This is a genomic window from Mucilaginibacter sp. 22184 (assembly GCF_052045695.1).
Taxonomy (GTDB): domain Bacteria; phylum Bacteroidota; class Bacteroidia; order Sphingobacteriales; family Sphingobacteriaceae; genus Mucilaginibacter.
The window spans coordinates 230,646-253,645 of the sequence record NZ_JBQEPI010000009.1; the positions used below are offsets into that span (position 1 = coordinate 230,646).

22 protein-coding genes and 1 tRNA gene are annotated in these 23,000 nt (G+C 41.0%); 10 read left to right on the forward strand and 13 right to left on the reverse strand.

Annotated features, from left to right (window positions below; all coding sequences use genetic code 11):
- Window positions 1-5: 5 nt before the first annotated feature.
- On the reverse strand, window positions 6-1,295 hold the full coding sequence (locus ACTJKG_RS20785; protein WP_440740319.1) for an aminopeptidase P family protein: 1,290 nt from the start codon (window positions 1,293-1,295) through the stop codon (window positions 6-8).
- Window positions 1,296-1,433: 138 nt separating this feature from the next.
- On the opposite strand from ACTJKG_RS20785, the gene ACTJKG_RS20790 reads away from it, so the two are divergent.
- The 3 genes from ACTJKG_RS20790 (at window position 1,434) to ACTJKG_RS20800 (ending at window position 6,320) form a co-directional block, all read left to right on the forward strand.
- A complete protein-coding gene (locus tag ACTJKG_RS20790; protein WP_172335364.1) occupies window positions 1,434-2,810 on the forward strand; it encodes an OmpA family protein in 1,377 nt (458 codons plus the stop codon).
- A gap of 139 nt (window positions 2,811-2,949) precedes the next feature.
- The gene (locus tag ACTJKG_RS20795; RefSeq protein WP_440740320.1) at window positions 2,950-3,771 is read left to right on the forward strand and encodes an AraC family transcriptional regulator; all 822 of its coding nucleotides are present in this window, start codon (window positions 2,950-2,952) and stop codon (window positions 3,769-3,771) included.
- 80 nt (window positions 3,772-3,851) lie between these two features.
- Window positions 3,852-6,320, forward strand: a complete 2,469-nt coding sequence (locus ACTJKG_RS20800; RefSeq protein ID WP_440740321.1) for a TonB-dependent receptor domain-containing protein — start codon at window positions 3,852-3,854, stop codon at window positions 6,318-6,320.
- A gap of 42 nt (window positions 6,321-6,362) precedes the next feature.
- Here ACTJKG_RS20800 and ACTJKG_RS20805 read toward each other — a convergent pair whose 3' ends face one another.
- From ACTJKG_RS20805 to ACTJKG_RS20815, 3 genes are read right to left on the reverse strand one after another with little or no spacing between them, the layout of a single operon-like run.
- A complete protein-coding gene (locus ACTJKG_RS20805) occupies window positions 6,363-7,163 on the reverse strand; it encodes an ABC transporter permease (RefSeq protein WP_172335367.1) in 801 nt (266 codons plus the stop codon).
- Between the two features lie 5 nt (window positions 7,164-7,168).
- The gene (locus tag ACTJKG_RS20810) at window positions 7,169-8,068 is read right to left on the reverse strand and encodes an ABC transporter ATP-binding protein (protein WP_172335368.1); all 900 of its coding nucleotides are present in this window, start codon (window positions 8,066-8,068) and stop codon (window positions 7,169-7,171) included.
- A complete protein-coding gene (locus tag ACTJKG_RS20815; protein ID WP_172335369.1) occupies window positions 8,062-8,271 on the reverse strand; it encodes a hypothetical protein in 210 nt (69 codons plus the stop codon). Before ACTJKG_RS20815 ends, ACTJKG_RS20810 begins: the two co-directional genes overlap by 7 nt.
- Window positions 8,272-8,585: 314 nt before the next feature.
- Here ACTJKG_RS20815 and ACTJKG_RS20820 point away from each other — a divergent pair, with 314 nt between their 5' ends.
- Window positions 8,586-9,626 carry a sensor histidine kinase gene (locus ACTJKG_RS20820; protein ID WP_172335370.1) on the forward strand — a complete coding sequence of 347 codons (1,041 nt, stop codon included), beginning with the start codon at window positions 8,586-8,588 and terminating at the stop codon, window positions 9,624-9,626.
- A gap of 73 nt (window positions 9,627-9,699) precedes the next feature.
- The gene (locus tag ACTJKG_RS20825) at window positions 9,700-10,425 is read left to right on the forward strand and encodes a LytR/AlgR family response regulator transcription factor (RefSeq protein WP_172335371.1); all 726 of its coding nucleotides are present in this window, start codon (window positions 9,700-9,702) and stop codon (window positions 10,423-10,425) included.
- 185 nt (window positions 10,426-10,610) lie between these two features.
- Here ACTJKG_RS20825 and ACTJKG_RS20830 read toward each other — a convergent pair whose 3' ends face one another.
- From ACTJKG_RS20830 to frr, 3 genes are all read right to left on the reverse strand, one after another.
- Complete coding sequence (locus ACTJKG_RS20830) at window positions 10,611-10,925, reverse strand: hypothetical protein (RefSeq protein ID WP_172335372.1); 315 nt, start codon at window positions 10,923-10,925, stop codon at window positions 10,611-10,613.
- A gap of 181 nt (window positions 10,926-11,106) precedes the next feature.
- Window positions 11,107-12,873: an ABC transporter ATP-binding protein gene (locus tag ACTJKG_RS20835; protein ID WP_172335373.1), complete on the reverse strand. Its 1,767-nt coding sequence runs from the start codon at window positions 12,871-12,873 to the stop codon at window positions 11,107-11,109.
- A 199-nt stretch (window positions 12,874-13,072) separates the two neighbouring features.
- Window positions 13,073-13,636 (reverse strand): ribosome recycling factor, encoded by a 564-nt coding sequence (frr, locus tag ACTJKG_RS20840; protein WP_172335374.1) that lies wholly within the window; start codon window positions 13,634-13,636, stop codon window positions 13,073-13,075.
- A 624-nt stretch (window positions 13,637-14,260) separates the two neighbouring features.
- Here frr and ACTJKG_RS20845 point away from each other — a divergent pair.
- Window positions 14,261-14,632: a hypothetical protein gene (locus ACTJKG_RS20845; RefSeq protein ID WP_172335375.1), complete on the forward strand. Its 372-nt coding sequence runs from the start codon at window positions 14,261-14,263 to the stop codon at window positions 14,630-14,632.
- 11 nt (window positions 14,633-14,643) lie between these two features.
- Here the strand turns inward: ACTJKG_RS20845 and cdaA are convergent, their stop codons facing one another.
- From cdaA to ACTJKG_RS20860, 3 genes are all read right to left on the reverse strand, one after another.
- Entirely contained in the window at window positions 14,644-15,435 is a 792-nt protein-coding gene (gene cdaA / locus ACTJKG_RS20850) for a diadenylate cyclase CdaA (protein ID WP_076375400.1), read from the reverse strand.
- 87 nt (window positions 15,436-15,522) lie between these two features.
- Entirely contained in the window at window positions 15,523-16,008 is a 486-nt protein-coding gene (locus ACTJKG_RS20855) for a group II truncated hemoglobin (protein ID WP_440740322.1), read from the reverse strand.
- An 87-nt stretch (window positions 16,009-16,095) separates the two neighbouring features.
- On the reverse strand, window positions 16,096-17,067 hold the full coding sequence (locus ACTJKG_RS20860; RefSeq protein ID WP_440740323.1) for a polyprenyl synthetase family protein: 972 nt from the start codon (window positions 17,065-17,067) through the stop codon (window positions 16,096-16,098).
- A gap of 266 nt (window positions 17,068-17,333) precedes the next feature.
- Between ACTJKG_RS20860 and ACTJKG_RS20865 the strand changes: the two genes are divergently transcribed.
- From ACTJKG_RS20865 to gap, 3 genes are all read left to right on the forward strand, one after another.
- Window positions 17,334-17,421: transfer RNA gene (locus tag ACTJKG_RS20865), tRNA-Ser, on the forward strand.
- 237 nt (window positions 17,422-17,658) lie between these two features.
- Window positions 17,659-18,663, forward strand: a complete 1,005-nt coding sequence (locus ACTJKG_RS20870; RefSeq protein ID WP_440740324.1) for a GlxA family transcriptional regulator — start codon at window positions 17,659-17,661, stop codon at window positions 18,661-18,663.
- Between the two features lie 11 nt (window positions 18,664-18,674).
- Window positions 18,675-19,652: a type I glyceraldehyde-3-phosphate dehydrogenase gene (gene gap / locus ACTJKG_RS20875; RefSeq protein ID WP_172335604.1), complete on the forward strand. Its 978-nt coding sequence runs from the start codon at window positions 18,675-18,677 to the stop codon at window positions 19,650-19,652.
- Between the two features lie 160 nt (window positions 19,653-19,812).
- Here the strand turns inward: gap and ACTJKG_RS20880 are convergent, their stop codons facing one another.
- From ACTJKG_RS20880 to ACTJKG_RS20890, 3 genes are read right to left on the reverse strand one after another with little or no spacing between them, the layout of a single operon-like run.
- A complete protein-coding gene (locus tag ACTJKG_RS20880) occupies window positions 19,813-20,943 on the reverse strand; it encodes a hypothetical protein (protein WP_172335605.1) in 1,131 nt (376 codons plus the stop codon).
- Entirely contained in the window at window positions 20,924-21,514 is a 591-nt protein-coding gene (locus ACTJKG_RS20885) for an RNA polymerase sigma factor (RefSeq protein ID WP_440740325.1), read from the reverse strand. The genes ACTJKG_RS20880 and ACTJKG_RS20885 overlap by 20 nt, the downstream gene beginning before the upstream one ends.
- 60 nt (window positions 21,515-21,574) lie before the next feature.
- Window positions 21,575-22,291, reverse strand: a complete 717-nt coding sequence (locus ACTJKG_RS20890; RefSeq protein WP_440740326.1) for a DUF4397 domain-containing protein — start codon at window positions 22,289-22,291, stop codon at window positions 21,575-21,577.
- 248 nt (window positions 22,292-22,539) lie between these two features.
- Between ACTJKG_RS20890 and ACTJKG_RS20895 the strand changes: the two genes are divergently transcribed.
- Window positions 22,540-22,995 carry a MarR family winged helix-turn-helix transcriptional regulator gene (locus ACTJKG_RS20895; protein WP_172335608.1) on the forward strand — a complete coding sequence of 152 codons (456 nt, stop codon included), beginning with the start codon at window positions 22,540-22,542 and terminating at the stop codon, window positions 22,993-22,995.
- The last annotated feature ends 5 nt before the right edge of the window (window positions 22,996-23,000 follow it).

Sequence of the window (23,000 nt, forward strand, 5' to 3'; positions counted from 1 at the left end):
CACCTTCAAGTATTCATAATTTCTTCAATGTGGGCGGCCTCTACCGGGATGTTGGCCATCAAATCGCGGTTACCATCCTGGGTAATTAAAATATTGTTCTCAATCCTGATACCTAAACCTTCTTCGGGTATATATATTCCCGGTTCGCAGGTGAGTATATTGCCTACCTCAAATGGCTTGTAACGGCTTGCAAAATCATGCACATCCAAACCTAAATGATGTGAGGTGCCATGCATAAAATACTTTTTATAAAGGGGCGTGTTGGGGTCTTGCTTGGCTACATCGTGCTTATCCAGCAGCCCCAGGCCTATTAATTCGCTGGTTGTTATTTTACCAACCTCTTCATGATATTCGTTCCAGTTGGTGCCGGCAACAATCATTTTAGTAGCCTCACGCATTACCCTTAAAACAGCATCATAAACAGCACGCTGCCGGTCGCTAAAACGACCGTTTACAGGCACAGAACGGCTCATATCGGCGTTATAATTAGCATACTCGGCACCAAAGTCAAAAAGTATCACATCACCATCGTTACAAATCTGGTTATTATCGGTATAATGCAACACAACGGCATTTTTACCCGAAGCCAGAATAGGGTGATAAGCATTTCCGGTAGCCCGTTGCCGTAAAAATTCATGTGTAATTTCGGCTTCTATCTCATATTCGGTAACACCGGGTTTTAAAAATTTCAACACACGTACAAAAGCGTCATTGGTAATGTCACATGCCTTTTGGGTGAGCTCTATTTCAACCGGCGATTTGATAACACGCAGATCGCGCATGATCACTGCCGCCCGTTCATATTTGTGCAGGGGATATTTTGCTTTTAAAGCTTCAAGCATCCGCAGATCGCGGTAGGGCACGCTATGACTATACCGCTCATTTTCATTGGTATTGATATAAATATACTCTGCATAATAAATAATATTCTGCAAAATAGTTTCATACTCGCTGAGCCAATAAATAGTTTCGATACCGGATGCAGCTTTTGCTTCTTCCTTAGTATATTTATGCCCTTCCCAGATGGCAATATGCTCGTTGGTTTGTCTTAAAAAAAGTACTTCTTTGTATGCTTTATTAGGACAATCGGGAAATAAAAGCAGGATACTTTGTTCCTGGTCGATGCCTGTCAGATAAAAAAAATCAGAATTTTGCTTAAATTGAAAAGTTTGATCGCCGCTCCTGGGGAATTCATCACTGGCATGAAAAATAGTCAAGGAGTTAGGTTTTGTTCTCGAAACGAAATTTTTTCTATTATTAATAAATAAACTATTATCGATTGCGGGATATTTCATATTTATCTGCTGATTATCTTTTTTTTTTCTTTATTTGTATAACTATTACAATTTTTGGAACAATGTTTGGTCAGGGTTTCAAACATAATTACTAAATTTGAAAAAAATCACAATTAAAATCGTTTAATCTTAAAAACTATGAATTATTCTACATTAAAGAAAACAGTCGCATTGTCATTTGCTTCTTTGATGGTTGTTGGAATCGTAAATGCACAAACGGATTCTACTAAAACCACTACAGCAACTACAACGTCGTCTGAAACTACTACCCCCAAGGTATTTGGTGGTTTAGGTCAGTACAAAAAGTTTAGCATCGGTGTAAACGTTGGCGCTACCGCTCCTTCAGTTGCAACTGGTGGTTCAAATGACTTTACACACAATAAAATTCAATTAGGCTACGGTATCTCATTCAGAGAGCAATTAGCACACTCTTTTGGTTTACAATTGGATTTGCATGGTGGTAAAGTAGAAGGTGATAACACTAAAGCACCTGGTACAAGCGGAGCTTACGCTGCTCAGTCTTTCCAAACCAAATTCTGGTCAGGTACTTTAAGCGGTGTTGTAAACGTTGCAACTATCGACTTCTTAAGACGCAAAAACTCAGTTAACTTCTTCGTTACAGCCGGTGGTGGTTTAGCTTTATACACTCCTAAAGTTACTTACAAAAACGGTACTGTAGTTGATTTTGACGGTCACGCAGGTAACTCTGATGGTTCAGGAACAAGCAAATATGTTAAAGAACTGATCATCCCAGTTGGTGCAGGTGTTAAATTCAGATTAAGTGATGTTGTTGCATTAAACTTAGGTTACACCGAAACATTTGTTGATGGTGATAACTTTGACGGTGTTAACAGAGCTTATCCTACAAAAGATAAATACAGCTACGGTTATGCTGGCTTAGAGTTCACTTTAGGTTCAAAATCAAAACCAAGCTTAGAGTGGGTTAACCCAGTAGCTTTAATGTATGACGAATTGTACGATGCTGCATTACGTCAGGAAGTTGAAGCTTTGAAAGGCCGTGTTACCAACGTTGAAAACGCTGTTAATGATCTGAAAAAAGATTCTGACGGTGACGGTGTTGCTGATCAATTTGACAAATGCCCAGGTACTGCTGCTGGCAGCGTAGTTGACGGTTCAGGTTGCGTTATCGTATTCCCTAAAGATACTGTTGCTCCAGCTCCTGCTGCTACTGCTTACTCAAACATTCAGTTTGAATTTGACAGCTCAGTATTAAGAACTTCATCTTACCCAGTGTTAGATGCAACTTCAGCTGACCTGCGTTCATCTGGTAAATCTGTTGAAGTAGACGGTTTCGCTTCATCTGAAGGTACTGCTGCTCACAACTTATCTTTATCAAAAGACCGTGCTAACTCAGTAAAAACTTACTTAGTTAACTCTGGTGTTGATGCTAAAAAAGTTAAAGTAAAAGGTTACGGTGAAACCAACCCAATTGCTGATAACTCAACTGAAGAAGGCCGCGTATTAAACCGTCGCGTTCAATTCAAACAAAAATAATATCAATTAAATATTATTGCGAAGGCTCCGGATAACCCGGAGCCTTCTTTGTTTTATATCATTTTATTGACTCCCCCTACCTTCTTACAATAACGTCGGTTGCTTGTTTATATATAGATATACCATAACTTAGTGATCGATGATGAATGGTATACCTGTTAAATCGAAAATTAAAACCGACGAGGTTTTAAAAATCAGTCCGTTTAAGGAGGTGATCAAACCCACCGTACCGCACAAACATGCTAATTACTTCGAGTTGATCATATTAACTCAGGGCTCGGGATTTCATACTATTGATGACCAAACTTTTGATGTTAATCCGCCCGATATATTTTTTTTAAAACCCGGACAAACACATTGCTGGGATTTTTCAAGAATACCCAAAGGTTTTGTAATTCTGTTCAGGGAGGAATTATTAAATAGCGAGGGTTTAGAGGTTGTTTATCAGTTACCCGCTCACATTAGCCTGGCAGATGGCGGTACCCTTTTTGAATTAGTAAAACGGTTTTATCAGGATTATCAATCTAATGCTTCACTAACTATATTAAAGACTTATTTACAACTCATCCTGTTAAAGATCCCGAAACCGTCAGGTACCTTTATCCAAACAGATATAACTTTTAACGCTGTTTACTATCAATTTAAAAGCCTGATCAATGAAAATTATCAGCGGATAAAAAAGGTACAGGATTATGCCGATCTGCTTAAAGTATCAGCATCCCGGTTAAATTTAATATGCAGGAATGCCTCAGGTAAAACACCATCCATGTTGTTAAATGAGCGTATCCTGTTAGAATCAAAAACCTTACTTTCAAACACTTCGTTATCCATCAAGGAAATTGCGGCCAGTCTCGACTTTTCCGATACGTCGCATTTTGTAAAATTTTTTAAACTAAACACCAACTTAACTCCTGGCTTGTACCGGGATCTGGCACTTTCATCGGCCAAAAGAGTCATTTAATTATACCGCAGATGGCAGGTTTTATACCGTGACCAGCATACTGTAAGTTCTATTTTTACAATTGCAATCTGCATGTTATCATGAAAATACGTTTACCTCTTGGCTGTCTTATTTTTCTCTTTTCTTATATAAGTTCATTCGCACAAAATGCCAATATTAAAGGTAAGGTAACAGATGTCAAAAGCAAATCTCCGGCAGAATATGCGAGTGTTGCCCTATTCAGAACAACCGATTCTACGCTGGTTTACGGGCAAGTTACAGGCACCAACGGTGAGTTTCGTTTCACAAAAATACTAGGAGGCTACTATTATATAAAAATAATCTTCGTAGGTTATGAAACCAAATACATCAAAGAAATTAATATTGCGGATAGCCAGCAATTAGATTTAGGCAATATTCAGATAAGCCCATCGGGCAAGATGCTTAGTGAGGTTGCTATTTCGGGTCAAAAAATAACAGCATTAAATAAAATTGATAAGCAAAGTTATAAAGCCGGGCAGTTTGAATCGGCCAAAGGCGGCTCAGCTATAGACGTATTGAAAAATCTTCCATCGGTAGCGGTCAATTCAGAGGGAGATATTAGTGTGCGGGGATCATCTGGTTTTATGGTGCTGATTAATGGTAAACCTGTTTTGGCCGATGCGCAAACGGTGCTAACCCAGTTACCTGCCAATACTATCGATAATATAGAACTGATCACCGCGCCATCCGCCAAATACGACCCGGATGGCAGGGGTGGTATCATCAATATTATTACTAAAAAAGGAACGGCAGATGGTTTTACACTGGTAGCCAATTCCCAGGGTGGCCTGCCCGGCACAGTCAGCTATGGCAACTTAAAAAAACCTAAACGCTTTGGAGCCGACGCTACCATTAATTATAAGAAAAACAAGTGGGATATTTCTGTAGGAGGTAATTATACCCGAAATGATAACGCAGGTTACCGGGAAGGGAATGTTTATACAAAAAATTTCACTAACAATACCATTACCCGTTTTCCATCCAACGGTGAAAGAAGTTTTGACAGGCATAATTATGCAGGGAGGGCATCTGTAAGTTATACCGCCGACCCAAACAATGTAATATCAGTGGGACTTTATAGTGGTAAAAGATACCAGGCACGCCTGGCTGATTTATTATATAATAATACCACCTCAGATCTAAATACCAATGCGCTTATTAAAAGTACAACCTATTATAACTCAAACCTGCAAACTAAAGAAGGCACCTTTAATTTAGGTAATGTTGATTATACCCACACTTTTACTAATAAGTCGGCCCTGACGGCTGGCTTACTTTATGAGCACGATAATTTGTACGGGGCAACTCAAAATCGAAATTTAAAATTTCCGAATACAACAGACACAATTCAATATGTAAACAATCCTTACAAAAGGCCTATCAACGCATATCGCTTAAAACTGGATTATAGCGTGAATATCGGTAAAGGGAAATTGGAAAGCGGTTACCAGTTCAGGCATGATATTCAGGACGGCATTTTTGATTATTTTGTAACACCGGCAACTTCGCAGCCCGATCTGGACAAATTTAGTGGGAGTACACATGCTAAAAATGATATCAATTCATTTTATAGTCAATACTCCGGCAAGGTACAGCAGCTGGAGTATGTGGGTGGCTTGCGCTACGAATATGCTGCGCGTACAGTTAACCTGTCATATGACCCCAATCCGCATATTCTCAATCTATCCAATTTGTTTCCTTCGGCCAGTTTACTGTATCATCTCAACGAAGGCTGGAACCTCAAAGCGGGTTATAGCAAACGGGTGCAGCGTAACAGCAATTTGGAGTTAAATCCCATACCAGAGCGTGAACACTCTGAAACGCTGGAACAGGGCGACCCTGACTTGTTGCCGGAATTTATTGACCTGGCCGAATTGGGTATGAATCGGAATTTTACCAATGGGTCCTTCTTTACTACCCTTTATTATCAGCACATTAAAAACCCTGTACAACGGCTTAACAGCGTGTATGCCGATACTATACTAAACCGGGTGTATACCAATGCCGGAAGCGCCAGGCTATTCGGGCTGGAAGCGGGAATGAATTTATCGCCGTTTAAGTGGTGGAGCATTTATCTGAGTGGCAACCTCTACAATTATAAAATACATGGTAACATTGCTATTTTAAATGAACCTTTTATCATCTCCAATACCAAATGGGCTTATTCGGTTAATGGAAATACCAATTTTCAACTTAGTAAAACGCTTAGCCTTCAGGCCAATATAAACTACCTTTCAAAAAGGCCAACAGCCCAGGGAGAAGATGGACAATTTTTTGTGCCAAATACCTCTGTAAAAAAAACATTCATGAAAGGGCGCCTATCCGCATCACTACTATGGCAAAACATGAACATGGGAATACTGGGCGCAAACAAACAGCGTATTACTACCGCCGGTCGAGATTTTTATACAACAACAAATTATATCTCTGAAACAGATGTACTCCTGATCAACCTTAGTTTTAACTTAAACAGGTTTACCAGTAAATTAAAATTACCAACCAGCGAAACCGGTGATAGGGAATTTTAATTTACTTTATTAACCACCAATTTGAAACATCGGCGTTAAACTTTACTTTACACTCTTTTTAAGTACAATAAAATACCCGCTAATAAAAATAAGCACGGAAATGGTAATACCTACAAAAATGTCTTTTGTAAAAAGATCGATGATTATTTGGGGCGTTTCGCCTTTGTTGATATTACGCGGCACCAGTTTTAGAGCCAGCATGGGATGCGAATAGGGAAACAGGTAACAATACTCCCAGTCTTTTGACGCGGTTATAACGCCTATAATGGTGGCCACAAAACCAACCCCCATTGGCTTTAAAAAATCGGACCACAACAGGCTGAGTAGAAATTGGATGGACAATATACCCAACGACGACAAGAAAAGCTTAAAGTACAGCTTGGCCAGCACATCTTCCATATGATAATTGTCAAAACGTAGCTCGGGCTTTACCAAACTGAGCAAATTGCCAAATCCTATGGTAAATAATACAAAAAGCGCCAGGCACAAAAATATGAGGAACAGGGCATAAAAATATTTGGCCGCATATACACTCAGGCGCGAAATGGGCAAGCTAAATAAGCTTTTCCAGGTATCGGCCTTATGTTCAATACTATTTACCGAATAGGCAATAAAAATAACAAACATGGGTAAAAGCAACGAGCCCATTACAGCCAGAATTGCACCTGCAAACTGTATCCATAATATTGCAGGAGGCATACCTGCCAAACGTTCGCTTTTGGTGTAAAAACCCACAAACAGCAGCAGGCAAATCAACAGGGGCAATAATATAGCAGCCCAAAATCCTAACGTTTTACGACTCTTAAAAAACTCCGACCGGAATGATAAAATAAACCACTTCATAGCGATCAGGCGTTTTGGGTGATAGATAAAAACAATTTCTCCAGGTCTTTTTGCTGCTTGCCAATGCTGAATACAGTATATTCATTTTGAATAAGCAGCGCATTAATATCGCCCATTTGCTCTTTTGAGATATAGGGCACATATACATAATCATCCGTTACATCTGCAACCGGGTAATTTTTGCGTTTCAACAAGTTGGCCGCGTCTACGCTATTATCGGTCTCGATACGTATTAAGGGTTGGCTCAAGGCTTCCAGCTCCGTTATACTGCCCTGAAACAGTAACTGGCCACCATCAATAATACCCACATGCGTAGCCATGCGTTCAACCTCGGCCAGTAAATGGCTCGATATAAACACCGTTTTACGATGCTGGTTAACCAGTTTCAATAACAACTCTCGTATCTCGATGATGCCGTTCGGATCCAGGCCATTGGTGGGTTCATCCAGTATCATTAATTTAGGATCAGTAAGCAGGGCCAAAGCTATGCCCAGGCGTTGTTTCATCCCTAAGGAATACTGACCTGCTTTTTTATTAGCGGCATTGCTCAGGTGCACCAGATCGAGCATTTCGTCGACCCGCTTAACTGGAACTTGTAATAGTAAAGCCCTGTTCAGTAAATTTTCTTTGCCGCTCAGGTGCTGATAAATAGCCGGCTGCTCAATAAGCGCCCCGATCTGGGATAATATGCTGATGCGATTTTTTTGGAGTTCCTGTCCGAAAATGTGGATACTGCCGTGTTGAGTTTTGAGCAGATTTAACAGGAGTTTGATAGTAGTGGTTTTCCCGGCGCCGTTTGGGCCAAGAAAACCATATATACTTCCTTCGGGTACCTGCAGGTTTAATGATTTCACAACCTGCTGACTGCCGAAGTTGAAGGATAACCCTTCAGTACGAATTACCATACATGATTATCCTTGGCTACTGTGCAAACAGTTTTAACAAGGTGTACACCTTTGTAAAACAATGATGTGGCATGAACGGATGCCCCAACAATTGCCGACTCCTTCTTTTGTTCAAACTGATAGCTTACACCTAATATTAGGGCAAACATTACTGGTATCAGTAACATGATAAAAGGATTCGAGTTTTTGATAAGCGTTTTCATCGTGAGTGTTTTGATACAACAAAGGAATATCTTTTATTTTACCTGCTAAAAAGTATTAGACCAACGGTCGGAGTTTATAGATGAACGGTCAATTAGCCGTATTAACCCGTTCATCGATTTTAAATGCCCGTTCATCGATAAAATGAAATACTATATATAATTATAGCAGCTTATCACCATCAAAATATTAAATTAGACGATAGTTAAGAGGCAAGAATCAAGAGACAAGAATCAAGACAAGCTGCAATCAAATGATTATATTACTGTCTTGGCTCTTGTCTCTTGATTCTTGCTTCTGATCAGACTCTAAAAAAATGTCGTCAGATAAACAAACACGTGTAATAAGGAAAGGCTGGCAAATATTCTGGCACCTGCTTTTTTGGCTCGGCATCATATCGCTATTTTTATCCCTGGCCCGCAGCAATACCAAACTAAGCAACCAGGAGCTCCTCATCCTGTTTCTGCTATACCCGGCTATCAACATCAGCCTGTTTTATATTAACTTCCTGGTTTATATCCCCAGATTTTTAGATAAAAAACGCTACTGGGCCTATGCCTTGTTTGTTATCATTACCATCATCGCTTACGGCTTTGCTAAATACGGTGTAGGGCTTCTGTTTAAACAATATGTGCTGGTACGTATGAAAGGCGAAGTGATCACCTTTCCCTCCTACTTTTTAAGCACCATTTTCACCAGCTTAATATTCATTTTTTTAAGTACCGTGCTCAAATTTACTACCGACTGGTTCCTGAATGAACGGATACAGCACGATCTGGAAAATCAGCGACTGAGCGCCGAACTGGCCTTTTTAAAATCGCAGATCAATCCGCACTTTTTATTTAACTCACTCAACAGCATTTATTCGCTGGCTTACCAGCGATCGGAAACCACACCTGAGGCTATCCTGAAACTATCAGAAATTATGCGCTACATGTTGTATGAGTGTAATGACAACAAGGTTGACCTGAGCAAGGAGCTTCAATACCTGCATAATTACATCGACCTGCAAAAAATACGGTTCGGCAACAAAGCTTTTATCGATTTTAAGGTGATGGGCGAAGTAACCAATCAGCAAATTGTACCCCTGTTATTGATCGCTTTTATCGAGAACGCATTTAAACATGGTGTGGCCAGTGATGTAACATCGCCCATTAAACTACTCATCAATGTAGAGGAGAGCAAGCTTCATTTTTATATACAAAACAAAAAACACACCCATAACCGCGATACTGTGGGTGGTATTGGTTTAAACAACGTACAAAGACGGCTCAACCTGCTTTACCCCTATAAACATACGCTAAACATCAGGGATGAAGTTGACACTTATACCTGCGAGCTATCCATCGTACTATAACCAGGTCTTGCTCCGTTATTAACCGGAAATAAAAAAATTAACGATAAATCATTAGAACACTTATTTTTACAACATGATCCGATGCCTGGTAGTTGATGATGAGCCTTTAGCGCTGCATATTTTGGAAGATTATATTTCCAAAATGCCTTTCCTGCAATTGGTAAAAGCCACTACCAACCCTATCGAAGCGCTAACCATAGTACAGGGTGGCAGTGTCGACCTGGTGTTTTTAGATGTGCAGATGCCCGAGCTTACCGGCATCCAATTTTTAAAGATCGCCAACGGCAAAGCCAAAGTGATCCTCACCACCGCCTATCCGCAATATGCGCTGGAGGGTTATGAGCTGGATGTGGTTGATTACCTGCTTAAACCCATAGCGCTCGACCGTTTTTTTAAATCGGTTCAAAAAGCGCAAAGCATTATACAGCCGGTAGTTAAAACCGTGCAACAGGCTGAACCGGTACAAGTAGATGATTTTTCAACCGATTTCATCTTCGTTAAAACCGAACATAAGATCCAAAAGGTTTACCTGCACGATATTTTATTTATTGAAGGACTAAAAGATTACATCTCCATATTCACCACTGCCGAGCGTATCATTACCCTGCAGGGCATGAAGAAAATGGAGGATGCCCTGCCCGAAAGGCATTTTATTCGCGTACACAAATCATACATTGTGGCCCTCAACAAGATCGACAGCATCGAACGAAGCCGCATCCAGATAGGCGACAAGATCATCCCCGTAGGCGATACTTACCGCGACGATTTCTTCCGGATGATTGAGGATAAGAATATTTAAAGCCCAGATGGGGTTATAACATATAATAAAAGCGTCATTGCGAGCGCAGCGTGGCAATCCCCTACTTACAGAGCGGACCTGCTAATTGGAAGATTGCCACGCTGCGCTCGCAATGACGTGGTGGGAAAATCTTTTGTCATGCATGTTCACGACCAGATCCTTCACTACGTTCAGGATGATAACGCCTAGTTGAACTTATCCCGTGTATAAGATCTCTCCTCGTACCTCGTTCGAGCTGACAGTTTTTCTATTTTTCCTCCTCGCAATGCCATAGCTTTTTTCTTTTTCCCATCAGCAGATAAGCTTCGGGCGAAAGCGGGCAGAACGATGTAGGCCCGTGCGATGGCAAGGGCATTAGCAAGTTTTTGCTGAAGCGCGGGGCTGGAGCGAACAAAGTCGGGCAAAATAATTGCAGCCCGTGGTCCTGTCCGTTTTGCAGGGCAAAGGCCATGTGCGGCAAAGAAGCATTTCTGCTGACTTGATTTTTGGTTACTTTTCATCAAGGAAAAGTAACTAGGCCCCCCGCGGCCAAGAGCGGGTATACGCCCTGTAATGCGGCCCTGTATAGTTTGGGATTGCCACGCTACGCTCGCAATGACGCGTTGGAAAACACCTTCGCCATGCATGTTCACGACCAGATCCTTCACTGCGTTCAGGATGACAAATTAAAAATATATGCTATTACTTCACCTCTATTTCTTCAACCGTATCCTTCTCCCCAATCTGCTGGCGCCACATGGCATAGTAAAGACCTTTCTGGCTTAACAGATCATGATGCTTGCCCGATTCAATAATGCGGCCTTTCTCCAGCACATAAATGCAATCGGCATGCATAATGGTCGACAAGCGGTGAGCGATCAGGATGGTAATGTGATTTTCCAACTCGGACACATTGCGGATAGTTTCTGTGATCTCTTCTTCGGTGATCGAATCCAATGAGGATGTAGCCTCATCAAACACCAGGATATCTGGCCGGCGCAACAATGCACGGGCTATCGAGAGGCGCTGTTTTTCGCCGCCGGATACCTTTACCCCACCTTCGCCAATTACGGTGCTCAGGCCCTTATCGGCACGCGCCAACAGAGTTTGACAGGCGGCACGCTGCAGCACATTCATACATTCCTCGTCGGTAGCATCGGGGCGTACAAACAACAGGTTTTCGCGTATGGTGCCCGAGAACAGCTGAGTATCCTGGGTTACAAAACCAATTTTTTCGCGCAGCTGATCCAGGTCAATATCACGGCTTAAAATATTGTTGTATAAAACATCGCCATCCAAAGGCTGATACAAGCCAACCAACAGTTTTACCAGGGTAGTTTTACCCGAGCCCGACGGACCAACAAAAGCGATGGTTTCGCCGGTATTGGTTTCAAAGCTGATGTGGTTAAGGGCGTTGCGGTTGGCGGTTAAATGTTTAAAAGTAACATCTTTAAAAGTTAAGGTATTTACTTTTTCCAGCAACACTGGTTTCTCGGGTTTTTTATCAATAGGGGTACTCAATATCCCCTTAAAATTACCCAGGGAAACTTCGGCCTCGCGCCATGATAATATCACGTTGCCCAACTCCTGCAGCGGGTTAAACAGGAAGAAGGAATAAAACAAAAAGCTAAAATACTGCCCCGGCGAAATGGTTTGTTTAAAAATAAGCAGCAATAACACTACTACCATTACGCTCCGCACCAGGTTTACCGTAGTACCCTGCACAAAGCTCATGCTGCGCACGTATTTTACTTTTTTAAGCTCCAGATCCAGTATTCTGTAAGTAGTTTTATTTAGGCGGGCAATTTCCTGTTTAGCCAAACCCAGACTTTTTACCAGTTCGATGTTTCTTAGCGACTCGGTAGTTGAACCAGCCAGAGCCGTAGTTTCTGATACAATCTTTTTCTGGATGGTTTTTATTTTCCGGCTCATGGCCATACTCACAAAAGTGATAATGGGTATAGCGGCAAAATATACCAATGTTACCTGGTAACTTACGCTTACCGAGTACACGATAACAAATACCATCCCGATGAGCGATACAAAAAGGATGGAGATAAACGAGGTAATAAACTTTTCGCAATCGAGCCTTACCTTTTGTAAAATGCCCAGGGTTTCGCCGCTGCGCTGATCTTCAAATACCTGGTAAGGTAATTCGAGCGAATGTTTCAGCCCGTCGGCATACATTTCGGCACCCACTTTTTGGGTGATGATATTGGTAAAATAATCCTGAAAGTTTTTAGCTATACGCGATACCATGGCCACACCAATAGCCGCGCCAATGAGTATCAACACCTGGTGCAGGTATTCCTGGTATTGAAGGGTGTTGCGTTTTTCGATAACCCGGTCAACAATGCGTCCGGTTATCCACGGGTCAAGCAATGAAAAGCCAATATTCATGGCCGCCAGGAAAAGTGCCAATACAACTATCCAGCGGTGTTTTTTTAAGTAAGAAAGTAATATATTCATGTTTTATGTTAGTAGTTAGTATCAAGTAGCTAGTATCAAGTATCAAGATTTTCTTAACCTTAGTATCTGAACTTAACAGATCGTGGTCTTGATACTTGATACTAGCTACTTGATACTAGTTTGGTACTAACTCTCCAAAAATAAAAAAAGGGAATGGCTAAGTAGCTCATTCCCTTTTAATTTGACATAAGGTTAATATTTAAACCGTCATGATATCTTTTTCTTTAGCTTCAGAAAGCTGGTCGATCTTTACAATATAAGCATCGGTAAGCTTCTGAATTTCAGCCTCGCCGGTTTTGATCTCATCTTCAGAAACACCTTCTGATTTTAACTTTTTGATCTTTTCGTTAGCATCTTTACGGATGTTGCGGATCGCGATCTTACCAGTTTCGGCTTCACCTTTGGCCTTTTTAACCAGGTCGCGGCGACGCTCCTCGGTCAGTGGTGGCACATTGATGCGGATGATCACACCATCGTTTTGCGGATTAAAACCAAGATTTGCCTCTTTAATAGCTTTTTCAATAGCTCCCAGTAATGATTTTTCCCAGGGTTGTACAATAATGGTACGTGCATCGGGCGTATTAACGTTACCTACCTGGCTTAATGGGGTTGGGTTACCGTAGTAATCAACCATAATATCATCCAATAAAGATGGGTTTGCTTTACCTGCACGTATCTTATTTAATTCACTATCGGCGTGGTCAATGGCTTTGTCCATTAAAGCCTTTGCATCAGTTACTTGTTTTTTAATGAGTTCGCTCATTGGTTTTAAATTTTCACAAAAGTAATAAAATCTATCATTTTCCTTAGCCTTAGTGTAAAATCAAATTCTTGGACGCACGACTCCTCCCCAACCTTCGCTTCGCTATACGCCCTCTCTCAGCTGTGGTGGGAAGAGAGTGAAGAAAATATCCAATTGTCATGCTGTGGAACAAAGCGTCTATTGCTGAACATTTCAAAGGCAGAATAGATCCTTCGCTCCGCTGAGTATAACAATCGATCCAGACACTTTGATCTCCGCACAAATTTTCGTATATTTATATCAATCAACAGCCCGGGTGTCTTTTAGCAGACATCCGGGCTGTTTAGTTATGGTCAAAACAAGACCAAAAACCAATCGATTGACATTCAGTTATTTGACAATCAGCAGCCTAATACTTTTTAAAGTTTTAAAAAGTGCCCAAAATCGCGTTAAAATTTGTTAAAAAGTGTTAAAATGAGGTTTTTTTGAGCGGTTTTGACGCATTTTTAATCCTTTTTTGAACCGAAATTTGTTAAAATCGGAGGTTTAAAAAGTATATCCGGTTCAACATCAAATGTTAAATAACATTTTTTAACATTTAAGTATCCTGATATAGCCTTATATTTATGTAAACCTTTTTATCGCATGAAATCAATTTGGCTATTTGTACTCATGATTGGTGGTATTACACAGTTAAAAGCACAACAGTTGACCACACCCTCACCTGGTAAAAAACTTGATAATTCTATCTATCAGTATTTTAAGGTAAAACCTGATGATGGTATATTAAAATCAACCCCGGTTATACCCAACGTACTTCAGCCTTTGCAGAATATGCAAACCCTAAATAATGTAATCGCAGCTGAAATAACCGATCACATGCCGGTTATAAAACTACAGCCGACCGATAAAATGCCGGTTGTGAAAACAGATGAACCTAACATGCGTTATACCATGTTGATCAAACGGCTCGGCGAAGCGAAACCAGATTCAGCAATAAAAACTATTCGTCCGTAATTATCAGCGGGTTAAAAATCTTTGTTCAGCACTTTTTCCAGTTCAGCAAAGCTGATATTCATTTTAACACGGCCTTGCTTGGCGTAGGATAATTCGCCGGTTTCTTCGGATATGATAATGGCAGTGGCCTCGTTAGCTTCGGTTACGCCAATACCTGCCCGATGACGCAGGCCAAATTGCGCGGGTAGGTCTGTTTTTTCGGTAAGGGGTAAAATACAGCTGGCCGATTTAATTTTATTTTCAGATATCACCACAGCCCCATCATGCAGCGGGCTGGTTTTCTGAAAGATGCTCTCCAGCAGGCGTTTGGATATCTTTGCATCCATTACCTCGCAGCTGTTTTGGTAAAACTGCTCGTCATAATATTTGGCAAATACGATCAAAGCACCGGTACGGGTTTGCTTCATGCTTTTGCAGGCATCAATAATAGGTTTTATGCGGGCGTAATTATTTTTCTCAGCTTCGGCCTTACCAAAAAAGTATTGCCACCAGGCCTTATTTCGTTGCAGCGAAGCATTTTTGCCCACCAGCAGCAAAAAACGCCTTACTTCCTGCTGAAATACCACGATGACGGCTATAATACCCACATCCACAAACTTGCCTAAAATAGCGGTAAGCAGTTTCATGTGCAGGGCATTCACCACAAAGTTAAGTGCAAATATTACCGCGAAGCCGATGAAGATATTGGCTGCTATAGTGCCCCGTATGAGGTTATACAGCTGGTATATGATAAAAGCCACCAGAACCACATCAAGGATATCAAAAAACGTGATCTTGGGGAAGCTGAGGAATATAGATTGCATTTACGAAGTTAATAAGTTTAAGGAGAAGTTGATGCCTGACTTAAGCAGTACAATAAACAACGTTCTTTTTTAAACCTTGATGACAATTCAGGGAATGTAAGGGCCGCCAACCACACCCCAACCCCATTCTGGCATCGGCACATCTGTAGGCTCTGTTACCTCATTGGTTTTGGAATTAATGACCGCGATACGGGTTCCCCATTCCAGGTAAGCCATAAAGGCCGAACGAAATTCAGGGTCATCGGGCAATGCATATTCGTCGGCAGTTTGCAGCAGCAATTCTATCCACCGTTTACGGTGTGCTTCGGTCAGGTACTTTTGGAGATGTTTGCTGATCATGATAAAATGACTGCCCTCCTGTTCGCTATAAGTTTTAGGGCCGCCTAAAACTTCGGCAACAAAATGGGCCACATGTAGGCGGTGCTGCGGGCTCATGTGCTTAAATACAGGCTCCAGCAGATCATCGGCCAATACCTTATCATAGAATTTATCAAAAAGATTTTCGAAGACTTTTGTACCGCCGGCCCATTCAAAAAGCGTGGGCACACCTGGTTTATTTGCTGCATCCATCATAAAACGTGTTTTAATTGATGAATAAAGATAGTACAGCCAAACCAAAGTTAAAAGTATAACCCGGTAATGATGAATATGATAAGATGCTTACTTGTTACGCTCGGTAGTGAACCTTACCAGTTGCTCCAATCCGCGGTGCGAATCACTATCGGGGAAAGTATTGAGGATTTCAAAAGCCTCGTCCTGGTATTTTTTCATCTGGGTTTCGGCATATTGCAGGCCGCCGGTATCGTTCACAAACTTAACAATCTGGGCAATCTTTGCGGGATCGTCATTATGATTCTTAACCAGGTTGATGATCCTTTTCTTTTCAGAATCAGTGGCATTAGCGAGAGAATAGATCAATGGCAGGGTAACCTTTTTTTCCTTGATATCGATGCCCAAAGGTTTACCTACATCGTCGGTACCAAAATCAAACATATCGTCCTTGATCTGGAAAGCGATGCCTATTTTTTCGCCAAACAAGCGCATTTTCTCTACCACCTCATCAGAGGCTCCGGCTGATGCGGCCCCACAGGCGCAACATGAAGCGATAAGTGATGCCGTTTTTTGGCGGATCACCTCGTAGTAAACCGGCTCGCCAATATCCATGCGGCGTACCTTTTCAATCTGCATCAATTCACCTTCGCTCATTTGTTTTACCGCATCTGATACGATACGAAGTAAATGAAAATCATTATTATCGATAGACAACAACAGCCCTTTTGAAAGCAGGTAATCGCCTACTAAAACGGCAATTTTATTTTTCCATAAAGCATTGATAGAAAAAAATCCGCGACGCTGATATGAGTTATCAACCACATCATCATGTACCAGGGAGGCTGTATGTAGTAGTTCAACCAAAGCGGCCCCGCGATGGGTTGACTCGTTGATGCCTCCGCAAATGCTGGCGGCAAAAAACACAAACATTGGTCTGATCTGCTTTCCTTTACGCTTAACAATATAGTGGGTTATCCTGTCGAGCAAAGGTACCGAGCTTTGCATAGAAGCTTTGAACTTCTCCTCAAACACATCAATATCGGCAGCAATAGGTTTTTTAATGTTGTTGATGCTCAGCATTTAAACTAAACAAGCTTTTTTACGTGTAAAACTACCATACGGCAATATGGAGCAAACATAAGCTAAAATTATTTATCTGCATTATAGCTATATACTTTTTACTCAAATTAAACCAAACATGTTATTTACACTCTATATGTTAAATGCCATATTTTATAAGTTGAGTTAAAGTTTTCGTGAAGGCGGGGCCCTCTGTAAAGAGGACTTCGCTTTTTTTATTGCCTTTGAATGCAATATTATTTTACCTTTGCAATCCCAAATGCCCCGGAGAGGTGTCTGAGTGGTCGAAAGAGCACGCCTGGAAAGTGTGTATACGCCAAAAGTGTATCGAGGGTTCGAATCCCTCCCTCTCCGCAGGAAAAAGTCGAGTAGTACTCCAAGCTACTCAACTTTTTTGATTATAAATCCACTTAGGATAAGGCAAACCATCCAGATAAGTTTAGATCCTTAATACTCACTTGGATTAATTGCTAGCACCACCATTAACTTATCGCTCAGTTTTCCGATTAACATAAAGCCATAATCTTACGTGGCCTAAAATGTATAATTTATGTCCTTTGAGCCAAATACATTAAGCTGTAATTTTGATATATGGACAATGGCCCACAAAAAAAACAAGTAATAATTGTAGCGACGGCAGGAACAACCCTGATCAATTTTGCAGGCCCAGCCGATGTTTTTACTCATGCCAACAAAGTTTTAAGTTTATCCGGATCAGCAATGGGTTATAATGTTTTGATTGTAGCACCCACTATAGATAAGAAAATTATTTGCCCAACTGGGATTGAGATAGCTTGTCAATTTTGTGCAATGGAAATTAAAACCCCTATTGACACGCTTATCGTAGCTGGTAACGACTTTCAAGCCTTGAAAAATCCGGAATATGATGATTTTTTTAACTGGCTATCGTCTTTAAACGAAAATAATACGCGCCGGATAGGCTCAGTTTGCGGCGGCGCTTTTGCATTAGCCAGGGCAGGAATATTAAACGGCCGGAAAGCCACCACACATTGGGATCTCAGCAAACGGTTAAAAAAAGACTATCCCTTAATAGATGTAGATAGTAGTGCTTTTCATACCACAGATGGGCATATCTACACATCTGGCGGCGTTACCTCAGGAATTGATCTTGCGCTGGCTTTGGTAGAGGAAGATCATGGAAAAGACATTGCTATACAGGTTGCCAGAAAATTAGTTTTTTATCTAAACAGACCGGGTTTTCAGGTTCAGTTTGCCAATTTGTTACCGGTTTATGAGAGTTCCAATATCGCCAGCAAACTGCAGAATTGGTTTATGGAAAATCTGCACGAACCATTGGATGTGGTCAGGATTGCAAATCATTTGAATATGAGTCCTCGAAACTTTACACGTGTATTCCATAAACAAACAGGTGTGCCACCTGCCAAATTTATTGAAAAACTCCGGGTCGAAGCCGCACGGAAATACCTGGAGGACTCAAATATGTCTATAGAAGGTATAGCCGAAAAGTGTGGTCTGGGTGGCCTGGTTTCTATGAGGCGTACCTTTCTGAGGCACTTAATGACCACACCATCCGATTACAGGCGCACATTCCGCACATCACACAGCACAAATTAATATATAATAAAATGAAAATAGCAATTAATGGATTTGGCCGCATTGGAAGAATGACACTCCGGGCCTTGCAAAACAAGCCGGAGATAGAAGTTGTCGCGGTTAATGACCTTACCGATATCAAAACACTCACCCATCTATTAAAATATGATACCGCACACGGGCGCTTTCCGGGAGAAGTTACCAGTGATGCCGATGCCATTGTGGTAAACGGTAAAAAAATACTTCTGCTAAGTGAAAGAGATCCCGAAAAACTTCCCTGGAAAGATCTAGGCATTGATGCGGTTATAGAATCAACCGGACGATTTACAGACAAAGCTGCGGCCCAGGCGCATATTAATGCCGGCGCGAAGAAAGTATTGATTACCGCACCAGCTACTGGCGGGGTTAAAACCATAGTACACGGCATTAACAACGAACTTATAGAGAACGATCAGATCTATTCAACCGCCTCCTGTACCACAGGTAGTATTGCCCCGGTTTTGTATATACTCGACAAGGAATTTGGGATCGAATCTGGATACATGGTTACCGTACATGCGTTTACCGCTGATCAAAATCTGCAAGATGCCCCTCACAAAGATTTAAGAAGAGCTCGGGCTGCGTCGTACTCCATTATTCCAACAACAACCGGCGCTGCTAAAGCAATAGGCGATGTACTGCCAAACTTGAAAGGAAAAATGGACGGCTACTCTTACCGTGTCCCGGTGATTGATGCTTCAATTGTGGATTTATCCATTAACTTGAAAAAGGAAGTGTCTGTTAACGAGCTGAATGATTTATTTAAATCTTATGCAGAAAACTCGCTTAAAGGTATACTGGAATATACAGAAGAGCCCCTGGTATCATCAGACATACTCGGAAACACACACTCTTCTATTGTAGACGGCAGTCTAACTAAAACGCTCGGAAAATTAGTAAAAGTGGTTGCCTGGTATGATAACGAGGTAGGGATTTCCAACCGAATAGCAGAGCTGGTGTCAAAGCTATAAATCAGCAAGTCATACATTCCTGATTTAATCTTCGTGAATCAGGAATGTATTATTTATCGGTGATAAGGGCGTAAAACTCCCTCAAGGTATTTCAGGGAGATGTTCGGTGATGATCATCTCCTTTTTTAATCAATATACGCTAACAAATAGTTCAATGATATTAAAAACTTACGTTAAGCCGTATACCTGTTTGGGCAAGATTAACCCGGTATACCGAAAATTCTTTATTAGGTAATTTAATAAAAGGCTCGATAAATAGCTTTTGCCCGTGCAGTATTGGGTATTCATAACCTACTGAGAAATTATAAATAGAAATCAGCTTGTTCTTTTCGAGCTGACTGGGTGGCACCGCCTCAGCAACCGCATAACCGGCGGTTACCAGCGTTTCAGAAAATGCAGTACCCGTCGGGTCAATATAATTTACGATACTGCTCTCGGCCCGTGTAAAAATCAGTTGTTGCTGCTGGGATTTGATAGAATATAACGAGGCCCCGAATTTGGTATAAAAGCGCCTGGTTAATTTATACTTCAGCTCAAACGGAATCTCCAACCCTCCCAGATTAACCTTTATGTTGGTAAGCACCTTTTCCGGATCAGAAAAATTATTATCATGAGCAACATTTTTAAGCGCACCTAACTGATTAAAATAAAAACCAGAACTGAATGCCAATCTGTGCGAAAGCTGATATGTAACAAACGCGCCTGCACCAAACTGATGCTCCTGCCCGTAACTTACCCCATTACCAACCGATAGCCCCAATTGCCACCTTTTTCTAAATTCACTATTTTGATGGCTTGGCAAATGTTTAGCAAGGGTATTTGCCGGAGGTACCAACGATGTTGGCAATACCGCCAAAAATTGTATGCCCGGATTGGTATTGATAGTATCACCTATAGTTGGCGGTATCCTTTTTAGTTGCATGGCTGATAAAATATCAGCAAGTCCTTTATCCGGATGAACAGCCGGGTTAGGTTGATAGTGTTGCCGGTGTTTATACTGCACATACTTGCCCGGGCTTTGCGGCAAAACTTTAATAACAGGCATGTTCTTAAAGGGCACCTTTAAAACAATTATATTTTGTTGTTTTTTTTGTAAATATTTACCAGCAATCAAGAATAAAAATAAGGCTACTAAAATAACCGCGGCAGCAATGGCAAAACGTTTGAGTGAAATGATACGCGGTGATTTCTTTTTCTCCTGTTTGTAAAAATCTTCCCAGGCACCCGTTCTATAATCCAGCTCAAAATCATTGAGCTCATCTTTGATGATATCAATTAATTCTTTTTTCATAGCTATCATTTATTGATTGTTCCTGATAAAATGTCCGAAGGTTTTTTTTTGCCCTGGCCAGCACAACACGGCTGTGGCTTTGGGAGATGTTTAATTCATCACTTATTTCCTCATGAGTAAAGCCCTCTAATTCATACATGTTAAATATAATACGCTGTAAAGCCGGCAATTGATTAAGCAACTTCAAAATATCTGATACATGAAGCCTGCTTAACACCATTATATGGTCTGAAGGAAGGGTTGCTTCATCAGGATAATCAGCATAAATATGTTTCTTATTAGCCCTCATGCAATCAATACTTGTTCTTGACACTATCTTACCAGCCCAGCCGCGAAAAAGCTTATGTTGCCGCTCTGTGTCCTCTGGCATCACAAAATGCTTCAGATTATTAAAAATCTTAACAAAGCTGTCATTAACCACCTCTTCGGCTAAATAATGTCCGGCCACATAACGAACGGCTATTCCCATTAAAAACCCGTAGAACGATTTATACAGCAGCTCCTGAGCTTTCGAGTCATTATTGACACATTTGAGAATTAATTCCTGGAATTTCAATACAGGTTTGATCACAAGGATTCTATATAGATAAGTAACTTGGGGACAGCTGAACATTTACGCATTACCAGCAAACTATTTACTGCTGATGATGCTGAGTTTTAATTTCCCTATAGAAGTATTATCTGATTTAAAGCCCTTGACATAAACCGTATATAATTTACCATTTTCAAGTTTTACATCATTAAGGGTAGCTATAGCAGCTGCCTGCGCATTCTCCTTTATCTGAAAGTTGTAATGCTCGCCGGCTGGAAGCGTTTTAAAAAGAGTAGCTTCCCTGAATGGCAATTGCTCAAATAAGGCGGCATCCGTCCCGCTTACATACAAATTTACAGGCTTCGTATCTGCCGCCACATTGATAAACCGGACTCTGGCTTTATCATTAACGGGTGTCAGATCTTCCTGGGTAATCACAAAAAGAGGCGCGTATGGCAATTCTTTAAGCGAAGCTATGAAAGCCGTATAATAACGGTCTTTTCTGAGGTTGACAGAAGCATTGATCAACACCCGGGATTCATTTTTTAAACTAATAGAAAAAGTTTGAGAACCCGCCGTCACGCTGGCATACGGCAAAACGGTGTCATATTTCAGTGGTGCCTGATTATATTTTACGCCGTTAATTTTAAAATCAAGCTGCCAGGTGCCGGCAGACGCGTCAACAACAGACAGGTTAGACTTACCAGGGGTATCGTCGCTTTTATTTTTCTTACATGCTGTGAACGATGCAGCAATAATAATCCCGAAAATCGGGGCTATTAATACCTTGATAAAATGTTTTGAAAGTATGGTCATGGTAATAGGGGTTAACTGCTTTAAAATTTTCCGTAATACGGAGCTCGCAGGAGCAGCGCAACAAATGAAAACACATTTTTCAAAAATTTAATTGCCTTTAACATCTTTTAACTATCGTTCCTGTTTAAGGCCACCCAGGTACCCATTGAGCAGCAGGTAGTTTTTATATTTCATTCAAAAAATTATTTGGATGTTTTCTGAATTAAATAATATCTTTGTTACTAAGATACTTATTAAATAAGATAAAAATGGATAAGGAAGTACTACAACGGATACGAAGACTGAGCCAACAATATGCATACACCTCCATTCAGATGCACGAGGCAGTTGCCCGAAAGGCAGGATTCTCTGGAACTGACCATAAATACCTTGGATTTTTCTTGAAAGAGGGATCTATGACCGCCGGTGAGCTTTCCAATTTAACCGGATTAACTACCGGTGCTGTTACAGGGTTAATAGACCGGTTTGAGAAGAAAAAACTGGTGAAAAGAAAATTTTCCAAAGACGACAGACGGAAGGTTATCATTGAACCAAACACTAAAAACATAATGGACCTGATGGCCCCGCTTTATAAAGAATTCAGGAATAAATCGGAAGAGCTAATAGCTTCATTTGCCGAAAAAGAAGTTGAAATTCTTGAAAACTATTTTTTAAAAGCGATTGATATCATGAATGAAACAACAACGGGTCTCAACAGTAAATAATCAAA